General features: G+C 60.6%; 12 protein-coding genes. 3 read left to right on the top strand and 9 right to left on the bottom strand.

The features are described from left to right. Positions 1 to 36 precede the first annotated feature (36 nt). From QMG72_RS10710 to QMG72_RS10700, 3 genes are all read right to left on the bottom strand, one after another. Complete coding sequence (locus QMG72_RS10710; RefSeq protein WP_283480476.1) at positions 37 to 1,044, bottom strand: LacI family DNA-binding transcriptional regulator; 1,008 nt, start codon at positions 1,042 to 1,044, stop codon at positions 37 to 39. A gap of 413 nt (positions 1,045 to 1,457) precedes the next feature. Continuing rightward, positions 1,458 to 2,984 (bottom strand): GTP pyrophosphokinase, encoded by a 1,527-nt coding sequence (locus QMG72_RS10705; protein WP_282360165.1) that lies wholly within the window; start codon positions 2,982 to 2,984, stop codon positions 1,458 to 1,460. Positions 2,985 to 3,587: 603 nt separating this feature from the next. Further along, entirely contained in the window at positions 3,588 to 4,472 is an 885-nt protein-coding gene (locus QMG72_RS10700) for an alpha-amylase family glycosyl hydrolase (RefSeq protein WP_282360166.1), read from the bottom strand. A 507-nt stretch (positions 4,473 to 4,979) separates the two neighbouring features. Here QMG72_RS10700 and QMG72_RS10695 point away from each other — a divergent pair. Beyond that, positions 4,980 to 8,804, top strand: a complete 3,825-nt coding sequence (locus tag QMG72_RS10695; RefSeq protein WP_282360167.1) for a 5'-methylthioadenosine/S-adenosylhomocysteine nucleosidase family protein — start codon at positions 4,980 to 4,982, stop codon at positions 8,802 to 8,804. A gap of 1,920 nt (positions 8,805 to 10,724) precedes the next feature. Here QMG72_RS10695 and QMG72_RS10690 read toward each other — a convergent pair. The 6 genes from QMG72_RS10690 to QMG72_RS10665 form a co-directional block, all read right to left on the bottom strand. After that, positions 10,725 to 11,381 (bottom strand): helicase associated domain-containing protein, encoded by a 657-nt coding sequence (locus QMG72_RS10690; protein ID WP_282360168.1) that lies wholly within the window; start codon positions 11,379 to 11,381, stop codon positions 10,725 to 10,727. Between the two features lie 244 nt (positions 11,382 to 11,625). Beyond that, the gene (locus QMG72_RS10685) at positions 11,626 to 13,743 is read right to left on the bottom strand and encodes a BbrUII/HgiDII family restriction enzyme (RefSeq protein ID WP_282360169.1); all 2,118 of its coding nucleotides are present in this window, start codon (positions 13,741 to 13,743) and stop codon (positions 11,626 to 11,628) included. Between the two features lie 555 nt (positions 13,744 to 14,298). After that, on the bottom strand, positions 14,299 to 14,577 hold the full coding sequence (locus QMG72_RS10680; RefSeq protein ID WP_282360170.1) for a hypothetical protein: 279 nt from the start codon (positions 14,575 to 14,577) through the stop codon (positions 14,299 to 14,301). Then, on the bottom strand, positions 14,535 to 15,029 hold the full coding sequence (locus tag QMG72_RS10675) for a hypothetical protein (RefSeq protein ID WP_282360171.1): 495 nt from the start codon (positions 15,027 to 15,029) through the stop codon (positions 14,535 to 14,537). The genes QMG72_RS10680 and QMG72_RS10675 overlap by 43 nt, the downstream gene beginning before the upstream one ends. 1,273 nt (positions 15,030 to 16,302) lie before the next feature. Continuing rightward, positions 16,303 to 17,004, bottom strand: a complete 702-nt coding sequence (locus tag QMG72_RS10670; protein ID WP_282360172.1) for a GIY-YIG nuclease family protein — start codon at positions 17,002 to 17,004, stop codon at positions 16,303 to 16,305. A gap of 107 nt (positions 17,005 to 17,111) precedes the next feature. Next, positions 17,112 to 18,272 carry a DNA cytosine methyltransferase gene (locus QMG72_RS10665; protein ID WP_282360173.1) on the bottom strand — a complete coding sequence of 387 codons (1,161 nt, stop codon included), beginning with the start codon at positions 18,270 to 18,272 and terminating at the stop codon, positions 17,112 to 17,114. Positions 18,273 to 18,392: 120 nt separating this feature from the next. Between QMG72_RS10665 and QMG72_RS10660 the strand changes: the two genes are divergently transcribed. Together QMG72_RS10660 and QMG72_RS10655 are read left to right on the top strand one after the other, a co-directional pair. Beyond that, positions 18,393 to 18,806 carry a very short patch repair endonuclease gene (locus QMG72_RS10660; protein WP_282360174.1) on the top strand — a complete coding sequence of 138 codons (414 nt, stop codon included), beginning with the start codon at positions 18,393 to 18,395 and terminating at the stop codon, positions 18,804 to 18,806. A gap of 371 nt (positions 18,807 to 19,177) precedes the next feature. Then, complete coding sequence (locus QMG72_RS10655; RefSeq protein ID WP_282360175.1) at positions 19,178 to 19,960, top strand: hypothetical protein; 783 nt, start codon at positions 19,178 to 19,180, stop codon at positions 19,958 to 19,960. Positions 19,961 to 19,963: the final 3 nt, after the last annotated feature.

Below are 19,963 nucleotides of genomic sequence, written 5' to 3'. Positions count from 1 at the left end.
GTGGCGGCTGCCGCCGGTGGGATGGTCTGTGTGGGGTTAGCTGGCGGGTTCTTGGCTGCCAGGGGATGGTGAGTTGGGTGGCGCGGTGGAGCCGCGCTCGATCAGCCGGTGCGGCATGATCTTCGGCCCCAGGTCGCGGGAGCGGAGCAGCTTCTTCACGGCCATCCGCCCCATCTCCTCCAGCGGCTGGGCCATGGTGCTCAGCGGCGGGTTCACGTGCAGGGAGGTGGAGGTGCCGTCGAAGCCCAGGACGGAGACGTCCTCCGGCACCCGGAGCCCGCGCCGCTGCAGTTCGTTGACGACGGCGGCGCCCATCTCGTCGCTCATCGCGAAGATGGCGGTGAGGCCGGGTTCCTGCAGCAGCAGGTCGTCGACGCCGGGGGCGCCGCTTTCGTAGAAGAAGCTGCCGGTGGCGGTCACCGGGGTGCAGTTCGCTTCGGCCATGGCGCGGAGGTAGCCGCGTTTCCGGGGCTGGGCGACGTGGATCGATGCCGGGTCGCCGGTCAGGAGGCCGATGCGCCGGTGCCCGAGGCGCAGCAGGTGGCGGGTCGCGTCGTAGGCTGCTTGCTCGTCGTCGATGGCCACGCTGGGGGAGCCGGACTTGTCGCTGATGGCGACGGAGATGATGGGGACGTTGGGACCCAGCAGCTGCCTGGTCTCCGGCGTGATCACCGCGGAGATGAGGATGACGCCGGCGGCCCGGTAGGTGCGCAGGGTCCTGAGGTAGCCGGCGATGTAGGCGGACTTGGCGCCGGTGCGGCCCAGCATCACGGCGTAGCCGCGCTCCTGGGCTTCCTCCTCCACGCCCTGCATGACCTGGGAGGCGAGGGCGTCGGAGACCATGGGGGCGAGGAGCCCGATCACGGACGTCTGCCGGGTCTTGAGGCCCCGGGCGAGGTAGTCCGTTTCGTAGCTGAGGCTCTTGACCGCAGTCTCGACCCGTTCCCGGGTCTCGTCGGAGTAGCCCACCAGCCCGTTGACAACCCGGGAGACGGTGGCCGGGGAGACGCCGGCGTGCTTGGCGACATCGCGGATGGTGACCACTGTTCCTCCTCCCTGAGGGTGTCTGTGTTGTCTGCTTCTCGCGATACGTAATCGGTTTCGGAAAACGGTTTACGTAAACGGTTTCGTTGGGTGCAGGATCAACAGTAAGGGGTGGGTGCGGGATCACGTTACGTTTCGTAAACGGGCGATCCAGCTCTTAAGCGTGCTGACGGAGCGCACAGAAATCCGTAGCAATCTGTGCCGGCGGCGACAGGCCCGGCTTCTCGGGGCACATCAATGCTCAGGAACTGCACCGCTCGAGTCGACTGGCCGCACACGGTAGCGACGAACTGACACAGGTCCCCGGTGACGGCGGCATCAGTTCTTGAACTCGCAGCTAGAATCTTCATGCGACATCGGCCGCGGGTCGCTTGGAACTGTTGATCGATTGGCCAGCGCCGCTCGTGATCGTGTCAGGAGTCTCTCCCCTGATTGAGCGCAGGTGCAGTCTCGAGGCCAAGCCACTCCCGGACTTCCTGCTCAGTGTCAGGAGATTTGCTGATCAGACCATTAAGCTCACCCATCGAGAGAATTCGATCGAGCAGAATGTGGCGGAGGTCATTCGCGTTGGTCGCTGGCAGAATCCGTCCGGCTCGGTTCGCCGCCTGCAGCACGTAGGTTGCGTGCGGGCGTACAACCAACTGACCGCGCTTCTCGGCATCAGAGCGTGCCTGACGAGCCAGGGTGTCGATCTCCGACGCGGAGAGGTTGCTCGCGGGGGCATGACCCAGCTCGAGGGATTGCAACACGTTCGCGACCGCCACGATCACCTGGTCGACCCTCTCGGGGCCAATGAGGGGCAGCGCTTTGTCATAAGTTCGGAGTTCTCGCGTTATCTCTGGTACGACTCCGGTACCCGTGTCCTCCGTCGTCCATCCTTCAGGGATCGGCGTATTCGGAGGATGAATATACCCGGGGGCTGGCCCAGACAACTCAGCCTCCGGAACTACAGACTCGAGGAAGCGTTTAAATCCTCCGAAGTTCGCCCACACACGGGTGATCTCCGTGCCGAACACGAGCGTCAGTTGCTGGGACAAGGCAGCCAGCGCCAGAGGCTTTCTTAGTCCGCGAACCGCAACCGCCGTCTCACTTATGAGCGCGGCCTCTATCTCCGCGTCTCGATCCCGTTTCGGAACTCCGCCAGTCCCGTCAATCAATGACGATCCGGATGCGCCCTCACCCGGAGTAGGTATGACTACTGCGTCGGGCCCACTCGCGACGAAGGCGACCGCTACTTCGGACGGCTGAGGATCAACTGCGCGCACCGAGCGTTGCGCCTCGACGTCTAGGCCGGTGCGGAGATCCTGAGCGATGTTATCTACGGCAGCCAACAGTTCCGCCATGCGAAGTGACATTCCTACGATCCACTCCGGCACAGTGGAACCCGGCTTGTAAGTGTCCTCGTGAGTCAATTCGCCCCAACCATCTTGGAGCAGTGTTCGCGCTTGAACCTCGACCCGAACGCGCCGGTTTCCCTTCATATGCGGAACGGGCACGACAAGATTTACGTGGTAGGCGCGGTAGCCCGACGGCTTCGGACTGGCGAAGTAGTCGCGATGCGAATCATGCTCCACTGCGAGTGACTGAGCTACTGTGGGACTCTCGATCGGCAGTTCGCCGATGATCTCTTGGAAAGTGTTTATGTCCGACAGGTTGTTGCAGATGAGTCGCAGGCCCACCAAATCGTCAATCGCTCCGGGCACGTCATCCAGGGCATTGATTTGGCTTACATATTTCTCGCGATTTAGCTTGGCGAAAGATCGTTGCGCTGACTTGACTCGACTTGTGGAGATGCGAAAGCGTCCGCGGTCAACTGAGTCGATGCGATGGTCAAGCAGCTCCTCGACAAGCCGCAGTGCTGTGGCCAGCGCTGGCTTAAGAAACCCCTTTTGTGCGGTCTCGTGCCAGTCCAGGTACTCCTCGTATCGCAGTTCAAACACGTCGTCCCCCGATTCGCCGTTGGCGCGCTCCTAGTCTGCGGCCCTGCTATCAAAAGATAGCGCATCCTGAACAATTAGCTTTGCCTTCTGCATAGGAGCGGGCCCAGCATCTTCGTACTTTCCCGAGTGATCCTAGTCAGTTCCCATTGACGGTCGCGATTCTAACTACTTTTATCCCCCCCAGACTGGAGCTATGTTGTTGCTCATAGTCATCGGCGTCGGAACATGGTGGAGTTCCGCTTCAATGTATAGCCGACGAGTGGGCTGTGACGGGCGTTGATCCTCAGTGCAACATAGCCGGTTTCACCAGCACACGTCCGCTAACCCTACGGCCGGCAGCGAGGAAGCAGTGGAAAAGTAGCCGGGAAAGCAGAGGATTTTGGCTGTGGCCGTCCACGTTCCATAAGAAACGTGAACGGCCCTTTTCGTGTGACGGTGTGACGGTGTGACGGGTCCCGTCAGTCCCGGAGGACCCAGGCGGCGTTGTTCGGCTGCAGCCAGCCATCCTCAGCCAGCGGCTAGGCGCTGAGCAGCACGGATCCCGCCGGCAGCTGCACCGGCTCGGTTCCCATTGCGACGGCGACCAAGAAGTCGGGGCTCCGCTCACAGATCAGCAGGTTGCCGGCCTCGACGCGCCACGAACCGCCGTCGTTCGCGACAGAGACTTCCGTCTTCCACAGCAGCCGGCGCAGCTCCAGAGCCTTGGTCACCAGCGCCAGCGAGGACTCTGGGTCCTGCTGCTGGAGTTCGATCGCGTGCGTGCCCCAGTCCACCGGGATCGGCAGCCAGGGTTCCGCGGCACGTTCCGCCAAACGAGAAGCCGTGGCTCAGCGCCGCGTCCGCGGTCCAGGGCAGCGGCACTCGGGCGCCGTCGCGGCAGACCCCGCCGCGGGCCCACATGGGATCCACCCGGGACTCTAGCGGGACGTCGACCTCGGGCAGCCCGAGCTCCTGCCCCTGGTACAGGTACGCCGGGCCAGGCAAACCCAGCAAAGCCACCAAAGAGGCCCGGGCCCGCAGTGCGCCGACCTCCCCACCACCAAACCGGGTGACGGAACGGACGATGTCGCGGTTTTCCAGCGCCCACGTCGGCGTCGCGCCGTGCAGTTGCCTGGCGGCTTCGAGGTCGTTCCCGACGGCGGCCCACGCCTCCGGATCCCAGCCGAGCTTCACAAACGCGAAGGCAAAGGCCTGCTGCATTTCATCGGCCCGGGTGTAGCGGGCGGCGCGGGCCGGTTCCAGGTTGACCTCGCCTACCAGCAGGCGGTGCGGCTCATACTTCTCCGCCAGGGTGCGCCAGCGGCGGTACACCTCGTGGACTTCCTCCTGGTCCGAGACCTGCGGGTTGGACCGCAGCCCGTCCACCACCCCGCCGGTCGAGGGCGAGTCCGGCAGGCCGTCGGCCTTGAACAGGGTGGGTCGTCCCCCAAACACCGACAGACTGTTGGCGGCTTCTTCGGCCGAGGGTGCGCAGTCAATCCACAACATAATGACCGTTATGGTGTGGGTGAGTGAGTTACGGATTCACTCCACAGCACTGCACCGAACACGAACCCGAAGCGATACGCCATGCTACTCATGAGCCAACCGCACAGATCGCCGGGCCCACGGAAAAGCGCCGTGCCCGCGCGACAGATATATGAAGACTTATAGTTTGAGATTCCCGCCGAGGGGTCCTCGATCCACGCCGAGTTTATGTCGACTGTGCAGACTTGCCATGGGCTGGGGGGCCTTCCTCTTGCGGCCCACGCCCGCCTCCAGCAATGGCCCGATGTCACAGCGAACAAGCAAACCACCGTGGCTCGAGTCAACATCCGAAACTAGGTAATGCCTTTTCGCCGAGTAAGCGGTACCGAAAAAGAATACGAACATGTCCGGGGAGTCGTCAGGTCGTGCGGGTGACGTATTGAGACATACTCAAACCACGGCCGTCTGAGAAACTCGTACTTTTCGATAACAACGGACGCCATCTTGGATGTCATGGAGGGTATGCAAATGGACGGTGTTGATGTACTGCTGCTGTGCGCGGTGCCAATCGAGTGGGAATGCCTTAAGGAGTTGATCCTCGATCCGGTCGAGGATCCGGTTCTCAGTGATCCTGCAATCCGAGGGCGCATTGAGTATGACGGTCGCGCTCTGACCGCGGCGCTTGTAGAAGTCGGGATGGGGCTGTCCCCTTCTGCGATGGCCACGCTCAAGGCGATAGACAAGTACCAACCCGCGCTTGTCGCTTTTGTCGGTATCGCGGGCGGCATAAAGGACGTCAAAGTTGGCGACGTCATAATTGCAGACAAGGTCTACTCGTATGAAGTTGGGAAGGTCAAAGAGGGACAATTCCAGTCACGGTCCGACACACGTGTTGTCTCCTCAGAACTCGACGGCATCGCGCGGAGGCTTCGCGCAAGCCACATCCCGAATGAATATCGGCTTTTTGTAGGTGCGATCGCGAGCGGAGAGAAGGTCGTAGCGGACGTTGATGCCGAAGAACTAAAGCGAATCCAGGCCCTCGGTGGAGACTCGCTTGCCGTCGAGATGGAAGGCGCTTCGGTTCTCGGTGCAATTGATCGCGCAGACGCGACCCCCGACTATTTCTTGGTCCGCGGTATCTCAGATCTCATCCACAACAAGTCAGAGGCGGACGCTGACGGCGGCCAAGAACGCGCCATTAAGAATGCCCGCGAGATTGCCATGCAACTCATCAAGGCGTGGGACGTCAACGTGGAGGCAAGCTTCCCTGCTGAACAGACGAAGCCCGACCTTCTCGCTGCGGGACTTCCACTGCCATCGCCCACAGAGTGTTTTGTTCTCATTGCCACGCCAAGCTCACCTTATGCCGAGGCTGTTGTCAAAAGCGGATTTCCCGTCGCAATGATCGTTGACCTGGATCCCCGCTCAGAAATCGATGGACTTCTTGCCAGCGCGCGCGCAGCCCTTGAAGACCGTCGAGCGGTTCACCTTGGCGCACCGCTTAGCCCTCCACCGTTCGGTACGAGCTCCACTGCGTGGTTGCGAGTTCAAGGTTTTGATGACCCGGTCGTGGACATCCAACGCTGGACACGCACGGTCCGTCGTTCATGGCGTTCAATGCTATCGACGTTTGCCTCGTCAATAGGTGGGCGCCACGTCGTCCTCTTGGTGACGGATGACGGCGATAGCGGCTGGGACTCATGGCGCGTACCACTCGTCGACGACCTACTAACGGAGTTTGGGGAACGGGCTCTCGTGGGCATACTCGGGTCAGGTCGGTCGATCAACTCAGACTTCCGACTCGCCTTACGTCCGGACGAGCTAGCAGGGGCATTGACCGGGATGATGCCGCCGGAATTGGCCTCCGACACCCGCAGGCTGCCGGGCGTGGATGGCCCCGTTGAGATCTCCGCAGCCGATGCGGGCTGGATAGGCGAGGATGCGACCGTCTACTGGTCCGCGGAACCCGACACCAGCGGCGCCGAGGCGGAAGCACTTGACTTCCTAAGGGGCGGAGAAATCACGCTCGCAGCGCTCGGAGTCGACGCCGATGTCACACGGACTGAGACTGACACAATCCAGAAGCAACTGCTCGGCATGCTTTCGAACCGCCGCACACTTCGACTCAACCTGTTCCACGCGCCCGGCTCAGGTGGGACGACATTGGCGCGAAGAATTGGTTTCAACATTCGCACACGATTTCCGGTCATGCTCCTGCACCAGATCCGGGCGGGCGAAACTATTCAACGGATTGAGGCCGTCAGCCGTCAGACAAAAAACACCGTACTGGTTGTCGCCGAGGCGGCAGACGTTCGTGACGACCAGATCGCGGCACTCATCGACGAGCTACACGCCGTATCGCTGCCCGCCGTCGTGTTCGCCGTCTCACGCGCATACACCCCGCCCTCCGCGCACTCGTCGTCGCCCTACATTCCCGAGGTCCTCGGAGACGTCGAAGCTGAGGCATTCGTGGACGCTTACAGCGCGCGGGCCTACGCGGCTCGAGGGGCTTTGCAAACAATTGCGGGCTATCACGATCATCGCCGTAACGCCTTCTTCTTCGGGCTCGTCGCTTTCGAAGAGGACTTCCGAGGCATTGAAGCCTATGTGCGAGGTCGCTTGGCGGGTGTCGAGGGTCCACAGCGACAGGTGATGCTCGTCTGCAGTATCGCCCATTTCTTCGGGCAATCGTCGATCCCCGAGTACGCCCTAGCGCGCCTCGTGGGACTTCCGTCATCTCGTGCCGGCGGCTTCGCGCGCATTCTCGCAGCTGAACTAAGGGGTCTTCTTTGGCGCTCGGCGGAAGGCGAGTGGCGGACTACCCACCCCCTCGTGGCGGAGGAAATTCTGCGCCAGCTTGGCGGCGGCAATGATCTATGGACTCAAGCCTTGTCTGGCTGGGGTCGCCTGTTCGCCGATTTCTGCCTCGAGGCTGAGGACGACGATGCCATGCGAAAACTCCTCGAGAGCGTGTTTGTTGAACGCGACGACGACTTTGCCCAGTCCGGACCGAGCCGGGAGAGTTTCGCCCGTCTCATCGAGAAGATTCCATCCCTGGACGGCGCCGCGCAGTTGTTGGCTTACGTCGCCGAGCGCCAGTCGGACCATCCGCACGTTTGGGCACATGCGGCGCGCTACTACGCGTTTCGCATGGTTGACTTCGAAACCGCGGAGACCTACGCGAAGCGGGCGAGTGCCCTTTCGCCGGACAGTTCTACACTGCATCACATCCTCGGCATGGTTTATCGAGCACGCGTGTACGACGGTCTCGGCCGCCATGTCTCTCTTGACGAACTGTCTCCGTGGGTGGATGACGCGGCAGCAGAGTTTGCGATCTCTCGCGAACTCGCAGCCAGCACCAAGGACCACGGCTTTGTCAGCGAAATCCAGATGCGTGTCAAACTCGTGGAGTACGCGATCCGTGACACCACGCTCGCGAATTATCTGAAGGGCGCACCGCACCGGCTGGTGGTCTCAAGCCTAGAAAAAGCGGAGGACTTGATCTCAACATTGCGTTACCGCGGGGACCCGCGAAAGCCGAGCAGTTTCGAGCAGACGGAGCGAGCGAAACTTAGGCGGGTCTACGGGGACTACGGCACCTCCCTTCAGCTCCTAGACGCATTGCTCGTGAGGGGCACCGTCCCGTTGCCGATCGTTCGTCGACAGTTAGTCTGGACTTACTTGGCTCGTGTTGACCGGGACTGGCGAGCCCTCGCTCAGAAGGACGTCAATCGCGTTGTATCGCTGTTGGACGAAAACATGGCCGTCGATGGCTACTCGTCGTCGGACGCACTGGCGTGGTGGCGGGCGGTCCGAATGAAGACTCCGCCGGTATCGCACGAGAGAATCAAGGAAGTCTTGGCGTACTGGCGGTCCTCCAACCCGACTCTCGATGCGGAGTACTGCTCGTTCGTGGCATATGCGCTCGATGTCCTGGACAAGCTCCCCCAGTCCGTACCTGAAGCAGCAAAGCACGCCCGTAAGAGTGCGGAAATGGCCCGGAATGAGGGCACGCGAACGCGGTCCGTCGACTGGTACGGAGACGGCCATGGAATGGCATCCTTGGTGCACCACTCGGAACTGGGAAAGTGGGATCCTGGCTTAGACTTCTGGGCCGACACAAGGCGACTGCGTACCGTCGAGGCACGCGTGACGAAGATTCGCGGACCACAGGCCGGAGTTGCCGAAGTTCGGGGCATGGAAGCCTTCTTCGTGCCTCAGCGCGCGGGAGTCGTCCGTGGCCGGCATGAAAACGAATATATCCGTGGATTCTTGGCTTTTACCCACGATGGCCTCCGGATTTGGGAGCCGACTTTGATTGAGCGGCGCATCGAAAATCGTGGCAATATTTGATGGCATGAGGAAGCAGAAGCAGCAGTCGGCCCGGATCCTCGCCATGCGGGCAGCCCGTTACACGTGTCCGAAGAGCCGAACCTGCAGCCAGGGGCCGGTCGGCGGGAGAGGCCAAGGGAACTAGCCTCGAGCGCAGCTTAACGCCGAGAACTAAAAAGCGGTCATGGGCGAGAGTCCCTTGAAGCTCCGCTAGAAAAGCTGTTGGCGACCAGCTGACATACATGATCCTCGCAAGGTCATGGCTGTCGGATGGTCGCTCGTCGAGGCAAGAAGACCCCGCTTTTCTTGTATTACGGGGGAAGCGGGGCGTTCGATTTGGCGGAAGCGGTGCGATGTGGACCCATCGGCGCGGCAGGAGCGACATCTTTACTTCCACATACATGAGGTCTTCAACCGCAGCGTTCACTCGGCCCTGGACTGTCGCCGAACCCCGCATATATCCCGCGGATTCGCTGACAACAGACGAAAGCGAATGACAGCAGAAAACAGCCCCGACCTGCGCTGATCGAAGATGACGGTAGCCCGCATAAACCCCCGAAAAATCCGTACTCTTACTCGAAAGTTCCGCGTCCGCTGTGGTCCTACCCTGTCGACTCTTTTCATTCTGGGCGCGTCCACCGTGAGAGTTCTGTTACCGCTGCATTACCTCAAAGCCCGTCACGGGCGAAGCAAAGGCCGATGCTTCCCTTGTAAACAAAAGGAAGCGGGGGCCTCGCTACCTGGCGGTGACGGTAAGATTTGAACTCGTGCGTGCGGACGACGCTAAGCGCGTCCCCGTGCACCGGGGATATTGCGATCCAGCCGCATCTGGCCATTGCAGAGCTCGCAGCCTGGCGCGAGACTGCGACTGCCATCGCCGCCGCCCCGGCGAGAAAACCGTGGGATGGCTCGAGAACCTCTCGGAAGCCGTTGAACGTCCCTAAAGGTGCGGCGTAAATCGATGAAAGTTGAGCGAGCGCAGAACAGTCGGATGCGGAGCCTTGGCGGTGGTTGACCCCTCTGGAATGATGAACGCAACGGGCAGAGAGGGGCGAGCCGATGTCCGCATGTTAAGAACCCCGGACCCCCAGGGAACAAACCATTCGACAGATACGAAGCAATATCCGGGCGGCCCAACTCCGGGTTGCTCCAGACGAGGTCCGGGGACGGCACACGCCTCCCGAAGTCGTACGCCTGGCGCAGCTGACGATGCCGCCGCTGCCCTCGCCCATGGATGCTTTGAGATCGCCGCACGCGAAGTTTCGGACGCATCCGGCATCATGGGGAGAACGAGCGGGCACGCCCAGTCGCGCGGCGATTTGCTCCTGGGTGAGTCCGCGAGCGAGTCGAATGTTGGGTTTCCGGAGTCGGTAACCTGATCATCGCTGTCAACGGGTCAGTGCATGCGTTGAAGACCGACGCCACGGTCTGGGGTTGGCGTTCCAATAGCCTCGGCCAGTTGAGGGATGGGACGACCAAGTGTGGCCGTCCAAGTAACTGGCCTCTTCGCTGTGCAGAGGATTGCTGCCGCCATAAACTCACCCGCATACGCGGTGAAAACGGATAGCACAGTTCTTGCCTGGCGACCTCCGTACTACAGCGAAAACGGCAACGGAAGTAATTTACCTAGGCCAATTTAGTCTGACGTAGCAAACGGTGGCCCTCCGATGAAGAAGGTCCGGCCTCCTTCATCGGCCCGCGCCAGACGATCATTGGACACCGCCCAGCGTGCGCTGTGCGGGGGGCTCCGCCTGCCCCTAGTGGGCACAACCGGGAAGAGGGCCCTGGCTGCGACCTATGAGGATGCCTCCGCACCAATCCAAGGGACTCGATACGGAGGCTCCCGGTTCTCCAAGCTGGGGGACTGGAAAACCACTCTGAGGGTACTAGGCGGGGTGGCGTCCTGGCCGGCGGCCGGTTGGAAGGCGCGCACTTTTGAGGTCACCGCCCGCGAGGGCGGCCCCTGGTCCTCCCGGTCCGCCACCCGGGAACGGTGTCGTCCAGGAGCTTGGCCTTCGCAGGGTCGAGGTCGCCGCGGCGGTGTTTGTACCGCTGGGTGTGGATCCACACGCCGAGGGTGTGTTCCCGCTCAGAGTCGCAGCCCTTGTGGCGGGGCCAGTCGTAGCCCTCGTGTCGGAAGTCCTCCAGCTGGGCCAGGCGGTGATGCCAGCGGGCCTCGTCCTCGGCGTCCCTGCGGTTTCCCATCCACCCGGGGACTTGGGTCAGGCCGTCACTGTAGGCCGGGTCCAGGGTCCGCTCGGCCGCTTCGCGTCGGCGTGCCGCCAGCCACCGCGCCAACGCCCGTTCGCTCCGTTGCCCGGAGCGATCACGGGGGAGCCGGCCTTCGGCCTTGACCCAGGCGATGAGCTCGTCCAAGCGGGCGAGGTCCGTGGGGGAGGGGTGGGGAACGGGTGCGGCGCCGGCTGCGGCCTGGTGTTCGGCCTCGAGACCGGGGTCCTGGCGGCGGGCAACGACCAGGTGGTATGCGACGGCGGAGGGCCCGGCGCGCACGAGGGCAGCGATGCGTTGCCGACTCAGGCCGAGTCGGTACATCAGCACCCATTCCGCGTCAGGAGCGCGCCGCAACTGCCTGTCCATGATTGACATCCTGCCACGGACTCTGCATGAGTCGGGCGTTCACCGCGGGTCACGCACAACGCTTTCGGGCCTCCGCTGGGCCGGCCGGCTGTGGGGTCCAGTGCTGTCAGTCGCAGGGCTTCGGCTGTCCTGGCCCTGTTTTACGTCTTCGACGATGCTCCTATACGAAGTGATTCTGGCCTTCCGATCGCAGGAAAGAACCTGGGGTGAACAAGGGACTGCGAACGGGCGTGAAGGCGCGTAGCTAGCTGCCGTCGAGCGTCGAAATAAGCTCGTCCAAATTTCGTGCAGTGACACTCGCGTCCAAGTAATCTTGGTACTGATTCCGGGCGTTTTCGATGAGGGCGTCGTAGAGACGATAACTGCCGTTGCTTGACTCAAAAACGCTCCGATAATACGACTCTGCGTTCGCGGCTATGCCCATACCTTGAGTACCTGGTTTGCGTCCCAGAACAAAGATCACCTGGATGCCGGGGATTTCGTTGTCACGCTGTTGTTGGCGAAGTATGTCGGCCAGAGCGGACGCGTACTTCACCCCCTGTTCGGCCAGGGTACGGGCATCCACTGTAAGGTCATACCGCTTCAGTTCAACGATGACGTGACGACCGCTGACCGTTCTGTATCGAATATCGATTCTCCCGGTTATCTCCTTTTGCTCGTCATCCATGGCGAACAGGCCAGGTTCGATTCTTCGGAGATTCTCTTCCATCCTCGAACTGCCTGTGGCGCGTTCCCAGGACGCATCCAAAAGCCAGAGGTGCTCGAAGAGATGACGCTGCAAGACAGCTTCCTTCTGATTCGAATCAGTTAGGCCTTGTAGCTGCTCGATGGCTTCCACGCGTGATCGGAGGATGTCTGACCACAGGCCCGCTTCATACGCATCTTGCTGACCAAGCAGGGGCAAAAGGTCTTGGGCGGTCACGTTGCTCAGCAAAGCAAGGTCATCTGAAGATTGCCTCAATCCCACTCGCGCAAAGGCGAGCACACCCGAGCGAAAAAGCGCAGATCTGTCCCGAGCCTCATTTTTCTTCTCGAAGTCCAGGCTTGCGATTGTCCCTACCATTGCTTCCGCGCTTGGTCGCTGCCACTCGGGTAGATCTGCTACCCAAGCCTTCAGCTTGGGATAGCGGGCAAGGGCATCGACAGCTTCTCGTTTCGGTCGGGCCTCACTCCACTGCTCGGCAGCTTTAAGGAAAGCACTCCGCAGGAAGCCCTGTAGTGCTAGTACGCGTTCATCATCTTCAATGAGACGCTGACGGTCACTTGTTGCTATGTCCTCATATTCGGGATCGTCCAGGTCTAGGAAATCGGCCTCCACTTGACCCGTTACGTAGTTACCAAACAGTTTGCTAAAGTCGAGCTTTTCGATAATGCCTTCCTGTATGGGACGCTTGCGGGCCAACACGATGATGTTCTTCAGCGATCCAGCTTCTAGGTCATCTATTAGATCTGTAGGCGTTTTTGAAGTTCCGAACCAGCCTCCAACCTTCCATCCCTTGTCAGCATCAACAAATGCGGTTGGGAGGACAAAGCGTTGGATCCCCGTTGGAAGGACATCATTTGAAAGCGTCTGAGTGCCAAATTCCCATAGAAATTCAAGCTTTTTAAGTTCCTGTCTGTCCTTCCACGTCACGCGCTCGTCATTGATAACCAAGTGAAACCCGCCGTTATCCGGTGTTCGTGGATCGAGGACGTCGAAGCGGCGCGCGAGGCGCTTCCGGAGGGCGCTAGCGGTTAAATTGGCGCGCTTACTCTTAAGCTCGCTCATTATGATTGTCGTGCCCTTCTTGTTGTACTTTGCAGGCACGGAGATGGGAGCGGGATGATACGGCAGGCGTTCTTGGATGCTTTCTTCTAGGTCCTCCACGCGAATGCGGAAGCCATGTGCCTCGCCGGTTTCTGTTTTACTAAACACTTCCACGGTCCGGCCGAGGGAGAACACGGAGAGCTTTCCGATGCCCTTCCGACCCATGTAGGGCCGATTCTTCGTCGGAGAGACGGTACCCTCCTCGGAGCGTTTCTTGTATCCAGCCGTGAGGAAGCGTTGGTTTAGCTGTTCCACGTTCATGCCGACACCATCGTCGGAGACAATTACCTCGAGCAGGACCGCCTGTCCGCTTTGATCTTCCGCTTCACCTTCGGGGGCCCTCGGCTGCCATTTGATGTCAACGACGCCTGCATCAGCGTCATAAGCGTTGGCGACAAGTTCGGACAGGACAGCGGCAGCGTTGCTATAAAGGTTTATCCCTAGTGACTCCAGTACGGAAAGCTCGACGGTCATGGTGTATGTCTTGTCCACTTGGGGGTTCTCTCCAGTCATATCTGGGGACGCCTCGATACCGTCCGTTGATACGTCGGTCATGTCGACTTCTTGTCACGATTGAACATGTGGCTCATCTTTCGGGAATTAGCCGCCGCCTGATGACAGCAGATCTCAGCCTAGCTGTTTCCTTCCCCGAAAACTGGCTGAACTAGTGCTTGCGGAGGCATCCGTAGGCCCTTGTCACTTGCCGCTTTTCGAGTCCCCTTGCTCTTCGTCTTTCAGGGCTGCGATCATAGCCATTGTCTCCATGTGTCGATCAATGCCGCTGGGGGTAGGGGACGGGTAGCCAGGGGATCCCCTCTCCGTCGGCCAGGCGCTGCACCAGAGCTTCGGCCTCCGACGTTCGATATGCCTTCCGGGGCGACCCGCGCTCTGCGATGAGGAATACGGTGGGGTTGGCTTCGATGCCCCCTCCCAGTTAAGCCATCCTAGACTTTTCAACTGGTCCAGGAAGTCCACCAAATGCTGTTTGCGGTGCGTCCTGCACGGCTCACGTGCGGCCACTGGTGACTCTTCCGACGGCGAATTTTGGTTCCAGCGCTGGTTCTACTTTTGGCTGTGTTCACGTCGATTGTAGTCGCGGGACTTTATGGATCAGCGCGGCCAGCGTCGGCGGCGCGAGACTTCAATTGCGGGTATTTCGACGGGCTCCGGTGGGCGATGTGGAACGGAACGGATGTTGTACGGAGTGATGCGTTCGCCTTCGTGCTCTTTCTCGATGGCTGCGGCGGTGCTCTCGTTGAACTGGCGGATGCAGTCTACGGACCAAGCCAGCAGGGCGTCCAGATGATTGACCTCCGCTTCTGCAGCGAAGAGCCGCTCGTGGGCAGTTACGGAACGGTACCCGCACCACTGGCGGAGAAGCTCATGCATCGGTTCCTCCAGCGGAGGTAGCAGTCGTATTCATACCGGGGGGAGGTTTCTATGGGAATTCTGGTGTCCCAGTCCTTGTCTGTGCCGCCTCTCTTGGATTCTTCTCGAGCTTTGGCCTCTTCGGCCCATATCAGCTCGAGAATCGGAGCCGGATTGGTTTGGCATGCCATTTCCGCGATGGAGGGTAGCGAGGGGTGAAAAGCAAGCCTTGCTCTTGTGGATGATCCAGGAATGGTCTGCAGGGAGCCGGTGAGGGATTCAAGAGCAAGTTGATCGTGGACGACGAGGGCATCGTTCACCGGCGTGAGATGCAACTCGGCAACGTCCGAAGGTATGAGCAGTTCAAGAGCTGCCCACATGGCCGAGGATTCGTTTTTGGCGATGGCCTCGTCCCTCACACGCTTCCAACCTTCCATGGTGATGTCGTACTGGGGTGCCAGGTCCCATGGCACCTTGAGCCTTCTGCGGGGCACATTCTCTTGCCTTCCGGAGGCATTCCCATCCAGATGTCGTATTTCAACCCGAAATCGGCGCGACTCTTGGTGAAGCGCCAGCACTTGAACCCTTTCGGATGGCGAGTCATCACGCAAAAGCCTCGTAGCCCGGTGCCCAGAATCGGCGCGGACGCAAACGCGGTTCGTTCCCAGGTCATGCCATCAGGGCCAGGTCCAGAAGTCCCCTCCATCCGGTCCTTCAAAAGAGCGATTTGAGCCATGGTCTCGTTGTAGCGATCAAGCCACCGGGTAAGGGACGGGTATCCAGGGAATGCCTGCCTTGTCGGCAATGCGCTGTGCCAGGGCTTCGGCTTCCCAAGTCCGGTACCTGGTTGGGGGAGAGCCGCGCTCGGCGATGAGGAATAGGGTGGGGCTGTCTTCATTGCGCCATTCCCAATCGATCCATCCCCGCTTCTGCAATAGGTCTAAGAAGTCGCCCAGGTGCTGCTGGCGGTGGGTTCTGTACGGCTCACGTGCGGCCAAGAGTGATTCTTCCTATGGGCAGGTTCTAGTGCCAGTTTCACCCTACCTCTGCTGTCGGCGGGCTTCCGCCAGGTTTGCATTGTCCCTAGAGCGCCCTGCATCCGCGTAGCGCCGGAGGTTGATGAGGAAGCCGTTATCGCCGTGCCTTGGCAGGGGAGCGCCGGGTCGTGGTGCTCATTAATTCTGGGCACGTCGACTTCGCTTGTAGTCCCGGGACTTCTTGTTGTGAACGGCTTTGCAGTCATCACAGCGGCATCCGGAGTCGTAACTCAGCGCTGTCCCGTGGCTGCCCAGCATGCGGCCCTCGCGGCGGACGCGTTCCATGTAAGCGTAGTGGGACTTGCGGTTTGCTTCTCGGCAGCGGTCGCAGCGGCAACCGAGGTTGCCATATCCGTTGGGAGTGCCATGCCGCGGGTCATCGTCGGAGAGAACGTCCATTCGGATATCATAGGGCGCCAAGAGCGTATTTCTTTCTGCAACCTGAACTCCTGTGTCAGGTGCACCTTTTAGCGACAGCGAGGATGAGTTCCGTGGCAGCGATTGGTAGTCATGATCCCGGGGACCTGCACCGCTGGGCACGTTTCGCGCGGTCAAGACACGAGACGCAGTGGCCCGGACGCGTGACGGATGGCCCTACTTCGAGATAAATTTCCAGGGCTTTAGCCCTGGCGGCGAACTACTGTACGAGATCCGCTTCGGTGACGGCGAATGGATGTTAGCCGTCGACGACGACCTGGTCCCCATTGCGTCATAGAGCGTCGTCGTCTTCCCCGCTGTCAGGGGCCTCGCTGAGTACAGAACCGACAAGCTGGCTCACGTTGATGGAATCAGGCGTTGGCATGGGTCGCCCCTCAGCAACGGCTAGACGCTGAGCAGACAGGAAGGCAAGTCGGACGGCCTGCACGACCAGCACCCGGCGGAGGCCTACCGTGACTTTTCCACGCTCACGGACTACGTCGGCTAGCCGTGAGACCGTTTCGGCTCTGCGGGCGATGCGGATGTCCGCGTGGCCTCGTTCGACCTTGTGCAGATCTGTGATGAGTGACTTTCTGAACGACTGGGGGAGAGCGACGGGCTCAGAGACGGGTGGAATCTTCTCGTTGAGAATCGCCTTGAATCGACTGTCCTCAATCGCCTTCAGGTAAGCGGAGTACTCGTAGGCATCGAGCAGGCGCGCCAGCTCCTTTTTCTCCTCCGTGGTTGTCGCGCGGCGGGCCAACTCGTCGAATTCCCAGAGGGGCCACACTTGCACTTCCGCGACTTCCAAAGGATCCAAGACCCGCATCGCCACAGCATCTGTCCTTTGATTGGTCAGATGGCGACCGACACGCCCGGACAGCTTTTCGCGTGTTTGACCGACATAGATCGGTTCTCCGTCGTAGTCATAGAACGCGTAGATGCCGAATTTGGCTGTGCCTATTCTTCGGCCTGCTTCATCGAGGCTTTCCATGAACGCCTTGAGCTCGACACGAAACTGTCGGACGTCTTCTGCGGGCAAGGACTCTATGGGGACTGCCGGCCCGCTGCCGGGCAGCGCTGCATCACCGCGGGAGGACACTAACCAGCCACCCGTTCTAGCCGTGCAGGCTGCCGGAGTTCGCCCCGGATAAGGGGTGCCAGGTAGTTTTCCCCGACCCATTGGACAGCGGGGACGACTACGGCGTCGCCGAATCCGAAAAGAATCTGGCTGTCTCTGAGGCCGCTCAGGTTGTAGTCTCCGGCTCCCATGAGGCGCGCGTATTCGACCGGGGTCATCCAACGAACGGCGGTTCTTCCTCGCCCGGCCATCACTACCGCTTGCTTGGAAGACCCTCCGCGCGCTGTGCGCAAGCACCCTGAGACCTCATCGGCCCGGATCTCCCAAACGGGCACACCGGACCGCGTTCGCCGATAAGCCGTCCGATACGTCACGTGCTGGGATGCCTTCATAGCGTCCAGGCGTTCGCGTTGGACCACAGAGAGGGAGGTGAGGAATTTATCCTTGCGCTCCGCATCCCACCAGCGGCTGTCACGTGCCCCCATCGTTTCGACCACGTCGGACAGACCGACGGTCAACATCTCTGGAGGCTCAGGGAGGGCTGCACGATGAGTTATCACGGTTGGGTCCTGGAAAACGCCTTGCAACCATTCGGGCCGCAGTGTTGACACTTCCTTTGTATCTTCCACTGGGACGTCCATGCTGCCGACGATAAAGATGCGGGGCCGGGACTGCGCGACGAACCGCCGGCCATCCAGAGCCAGGACGTCCACGCTGTAGCCGAGGCCGTTCAGTTCTCTGGCGAGGGCTGCCATGTCGTCGCCGCCGTGCGAAGTCGCCAAACCGTTGACGTTCTCCAAAGCGATAACTCGGGGCTTTTTGTCCTCAAGTTCATCCATGATGCGGGTGAAGTGGAAGAAAGTGCCAGACTGCTTCCCCGCGAGCCCACGCCTGTCGCCGGCGAGTGACAAGTCAGTGCAAGGGAAGCTGGCCCAGGCGAAATCCAGGTCTTCGGGGAGGGCCGCGCTTTTGACCTTGGCTATGTCTCCTAGTGCGAAGTCGTGATCAGATCCAAAGTTCCCCTCGTACATCTCCTTTTTCGCCGGCTCGTAGTCGTTGGCCCAGACGATTTCAAAGCCTGCGGGTTCGAGGCCTGCACGTACCAAACCGATGCCGGCGAAGAACTCAGCCGCGCGCAACGGCGCGCGCGAAAGAGGGGGAAGAGATTGGACTTGATTCATGGGCATAACGCTACTTCCGCGCGGATGCCTAATGCCAATTTCCCGGCTGCTTGGAAGCCGTGTCTTTGCTTACCTTGAAGCGGGCTGGTTCGGAAGGCTAAGGCGGCATAGGTTGGCAGAGTGGAAGATTCTTGGGCCACAACGCCTGCCACCAGGAAGGCGATGCAGGGTAACCGTTCCCGCGATACGAAGCCGGAACTGGCAGTTCGACGCATCCTTCACGCCGCAGGCCTGCGATACAGAGTGAACTTTCGGCTACTTCCGGGACTCCGAAGAACCGCCGATATAGCCTTCACTCGTGCCCGCATCGCCGTCTTCATCGATGGGTGTTTCTGGCATGGTTGCCCGGTCCATTACCGCGCGCCCAGATCAAACGTTTCGTACTGGAGTGCGAAGGTCGCCCGAAATCGTGAGCGGGACCTAGAAACGACAGAACACCTTGTCTCCGCAGGATGGACCGTCCTCCGGTTCTGGTCTCACGATGATCCGCTGATGGTGGCTCATCAGATTATGGACGCGCTCAGAGGCCTCTGACCGATTTCCCGACAATCGAACATGGCAGCGGCCACTTGGGGCTGCCTCCACTTCTCTGGAAGGATGTGTCCGTTCGAGCATGCGTTGGCTGCACAACGGCTAGGTTCTAGTACCCGACATGGGGCAGCGCGCCAAGCCAACAAAGTGCGTGGGCTGGAACGATGCGCCATCGATTTGGACCACAGTGTGCGTCCTTGCACACATTTGTCCGTATTCACAAGATAATGAGCAAGCAACGTGATCAATTGGGGGAGGGACATGATTCTGGTTCAGGGTGCCCGCGTCACCGCTGAGAGGCGACAAGTGTGAGTGCCGAGACAGCTGCGCCATGCCGTCACGTCGGGGCACCGCCACCAGCCGTTGTCGAGCGCGTGAGTTTAGCGATCCAAGGTCTGGCGGAAGACGCGAGCTTTCTAGCCAAACATGGGATCTCGCCGGCTGAGTACGAGATGGCTCTTCCGTCCGCGGTCGAGTCGTTGCGCGGCAGCATGAGCGCAAGCAACGCAGATCGTCGCCAGTTTCTTGGCCGGCTCTTCGAGCGTTTGGTGGGGGAGGGGCTGGTGACTAGCGTCACGACACCTTCTTACGGATCAGACACCGTTTACCGGCTTGCGGTTCCAGGGGTCGGCTTAGTTGCGGTGATTCAGAAGGGCTGCCCGGATGGGGCACACAGCAGCGTTCGCTGGACAGTGCCTGACTGGGCCGATGAAACGTATCTCTGGTGGCTGTGCTCCAGCACGAAGGCGCACCCTGGCGAGCACATTTCAAAGGGGGTGAATCGTCTGCGTCAGCGTTTCTTCTCCGAGGTGCGTGATGTGCTCGACGGCGTCATCTTTCACAACGAGTTGTGCGGGGGATCAGGTCGGCCCTGCCCAAAGCAGGCCAAGTCCGTCGACCTTGCGGGCGTTCCGACGCCGCCGCCGTGCATATACGTGATGCCTCAGCGGGGAGATGACTTGGACGACGACTGGAATTGGAGCGGAACGCGCCGCACGGCGTTCCCGTCGGTGCTCCTGCAGGCGTTCGGCATCGCACCGCCAGAGGTGGACTCGTACGTTGGCTATGTCGGCTTTCAGCGTCGAGGAAACGGTAATCTCCGGACAACCATCACTTCAAGATTTGGAGCCGGGCGCTCCACGACGTTTAGGAACTAAAGA

This window comes from Pseudarthrobacter sp. PH31-O2, assembly GCF_030063265.1.
Classification (GTDB): domain Bacteria; phylum Actinomycetota; class Actinomycetes; order Actinomycetales; family Micrococcaceae; genus Arthrobacter.
This window is presented reverse-complemented; position numbering and strand designations above follow the sequence as displayed.

Coding starts and splice junctions, on each gene's coding strand:
- QMG72_RS10700 (WP_282360166.1), bottom strand. CDS start 4,472: ATGTTGTGGATTGACTGCGCACCCTCGGCCGAAGAAGCCGCCAACAGT.
- QMG72_RS10695 (WP_282360167.1), top strand. CDS start 4,980: ATGGACGGTGTTGATGTACTGCTGCTGTGCGCGGTGCCAATCGAGTGG.
- QMG72_RS10690 (WP_282360168.1), bottom strand. CDS start 11,381: ATGGACAGGCAGTTGCGGCGCGCTCCTGACGCGGAATGGGTGCTGATG.
- QMG72_RS10685 (WP_282360169.1), bottom strand. CDS start 13,743: ATGACCGACGTATCAACGGACGGTATCGAGGCGTCCCCAGATATGACT.
- QMG72_RS10680 (WP_282360170.1), bottom strand. CDS start 14,577: ATGCATGAGCTTCTCCGCCAGTGGTGCGGGTACCGTTCCGTAACTGCC.
- QMG72_RS10670 (WP_282360172.1), bottom strand. CDS start 17,004: ATGGAAAGCCTCGATGAAGCAGGCCGAAGAATAGGCACAGCCAAATTC.
- QMG72_RS10665 (WP_282360173.1), bottom strand. CDS start 18,272: ATGAATCAAGTCCAATCTCTTCCCCCTCTTTCGCGCGCGCCGTTGCGC.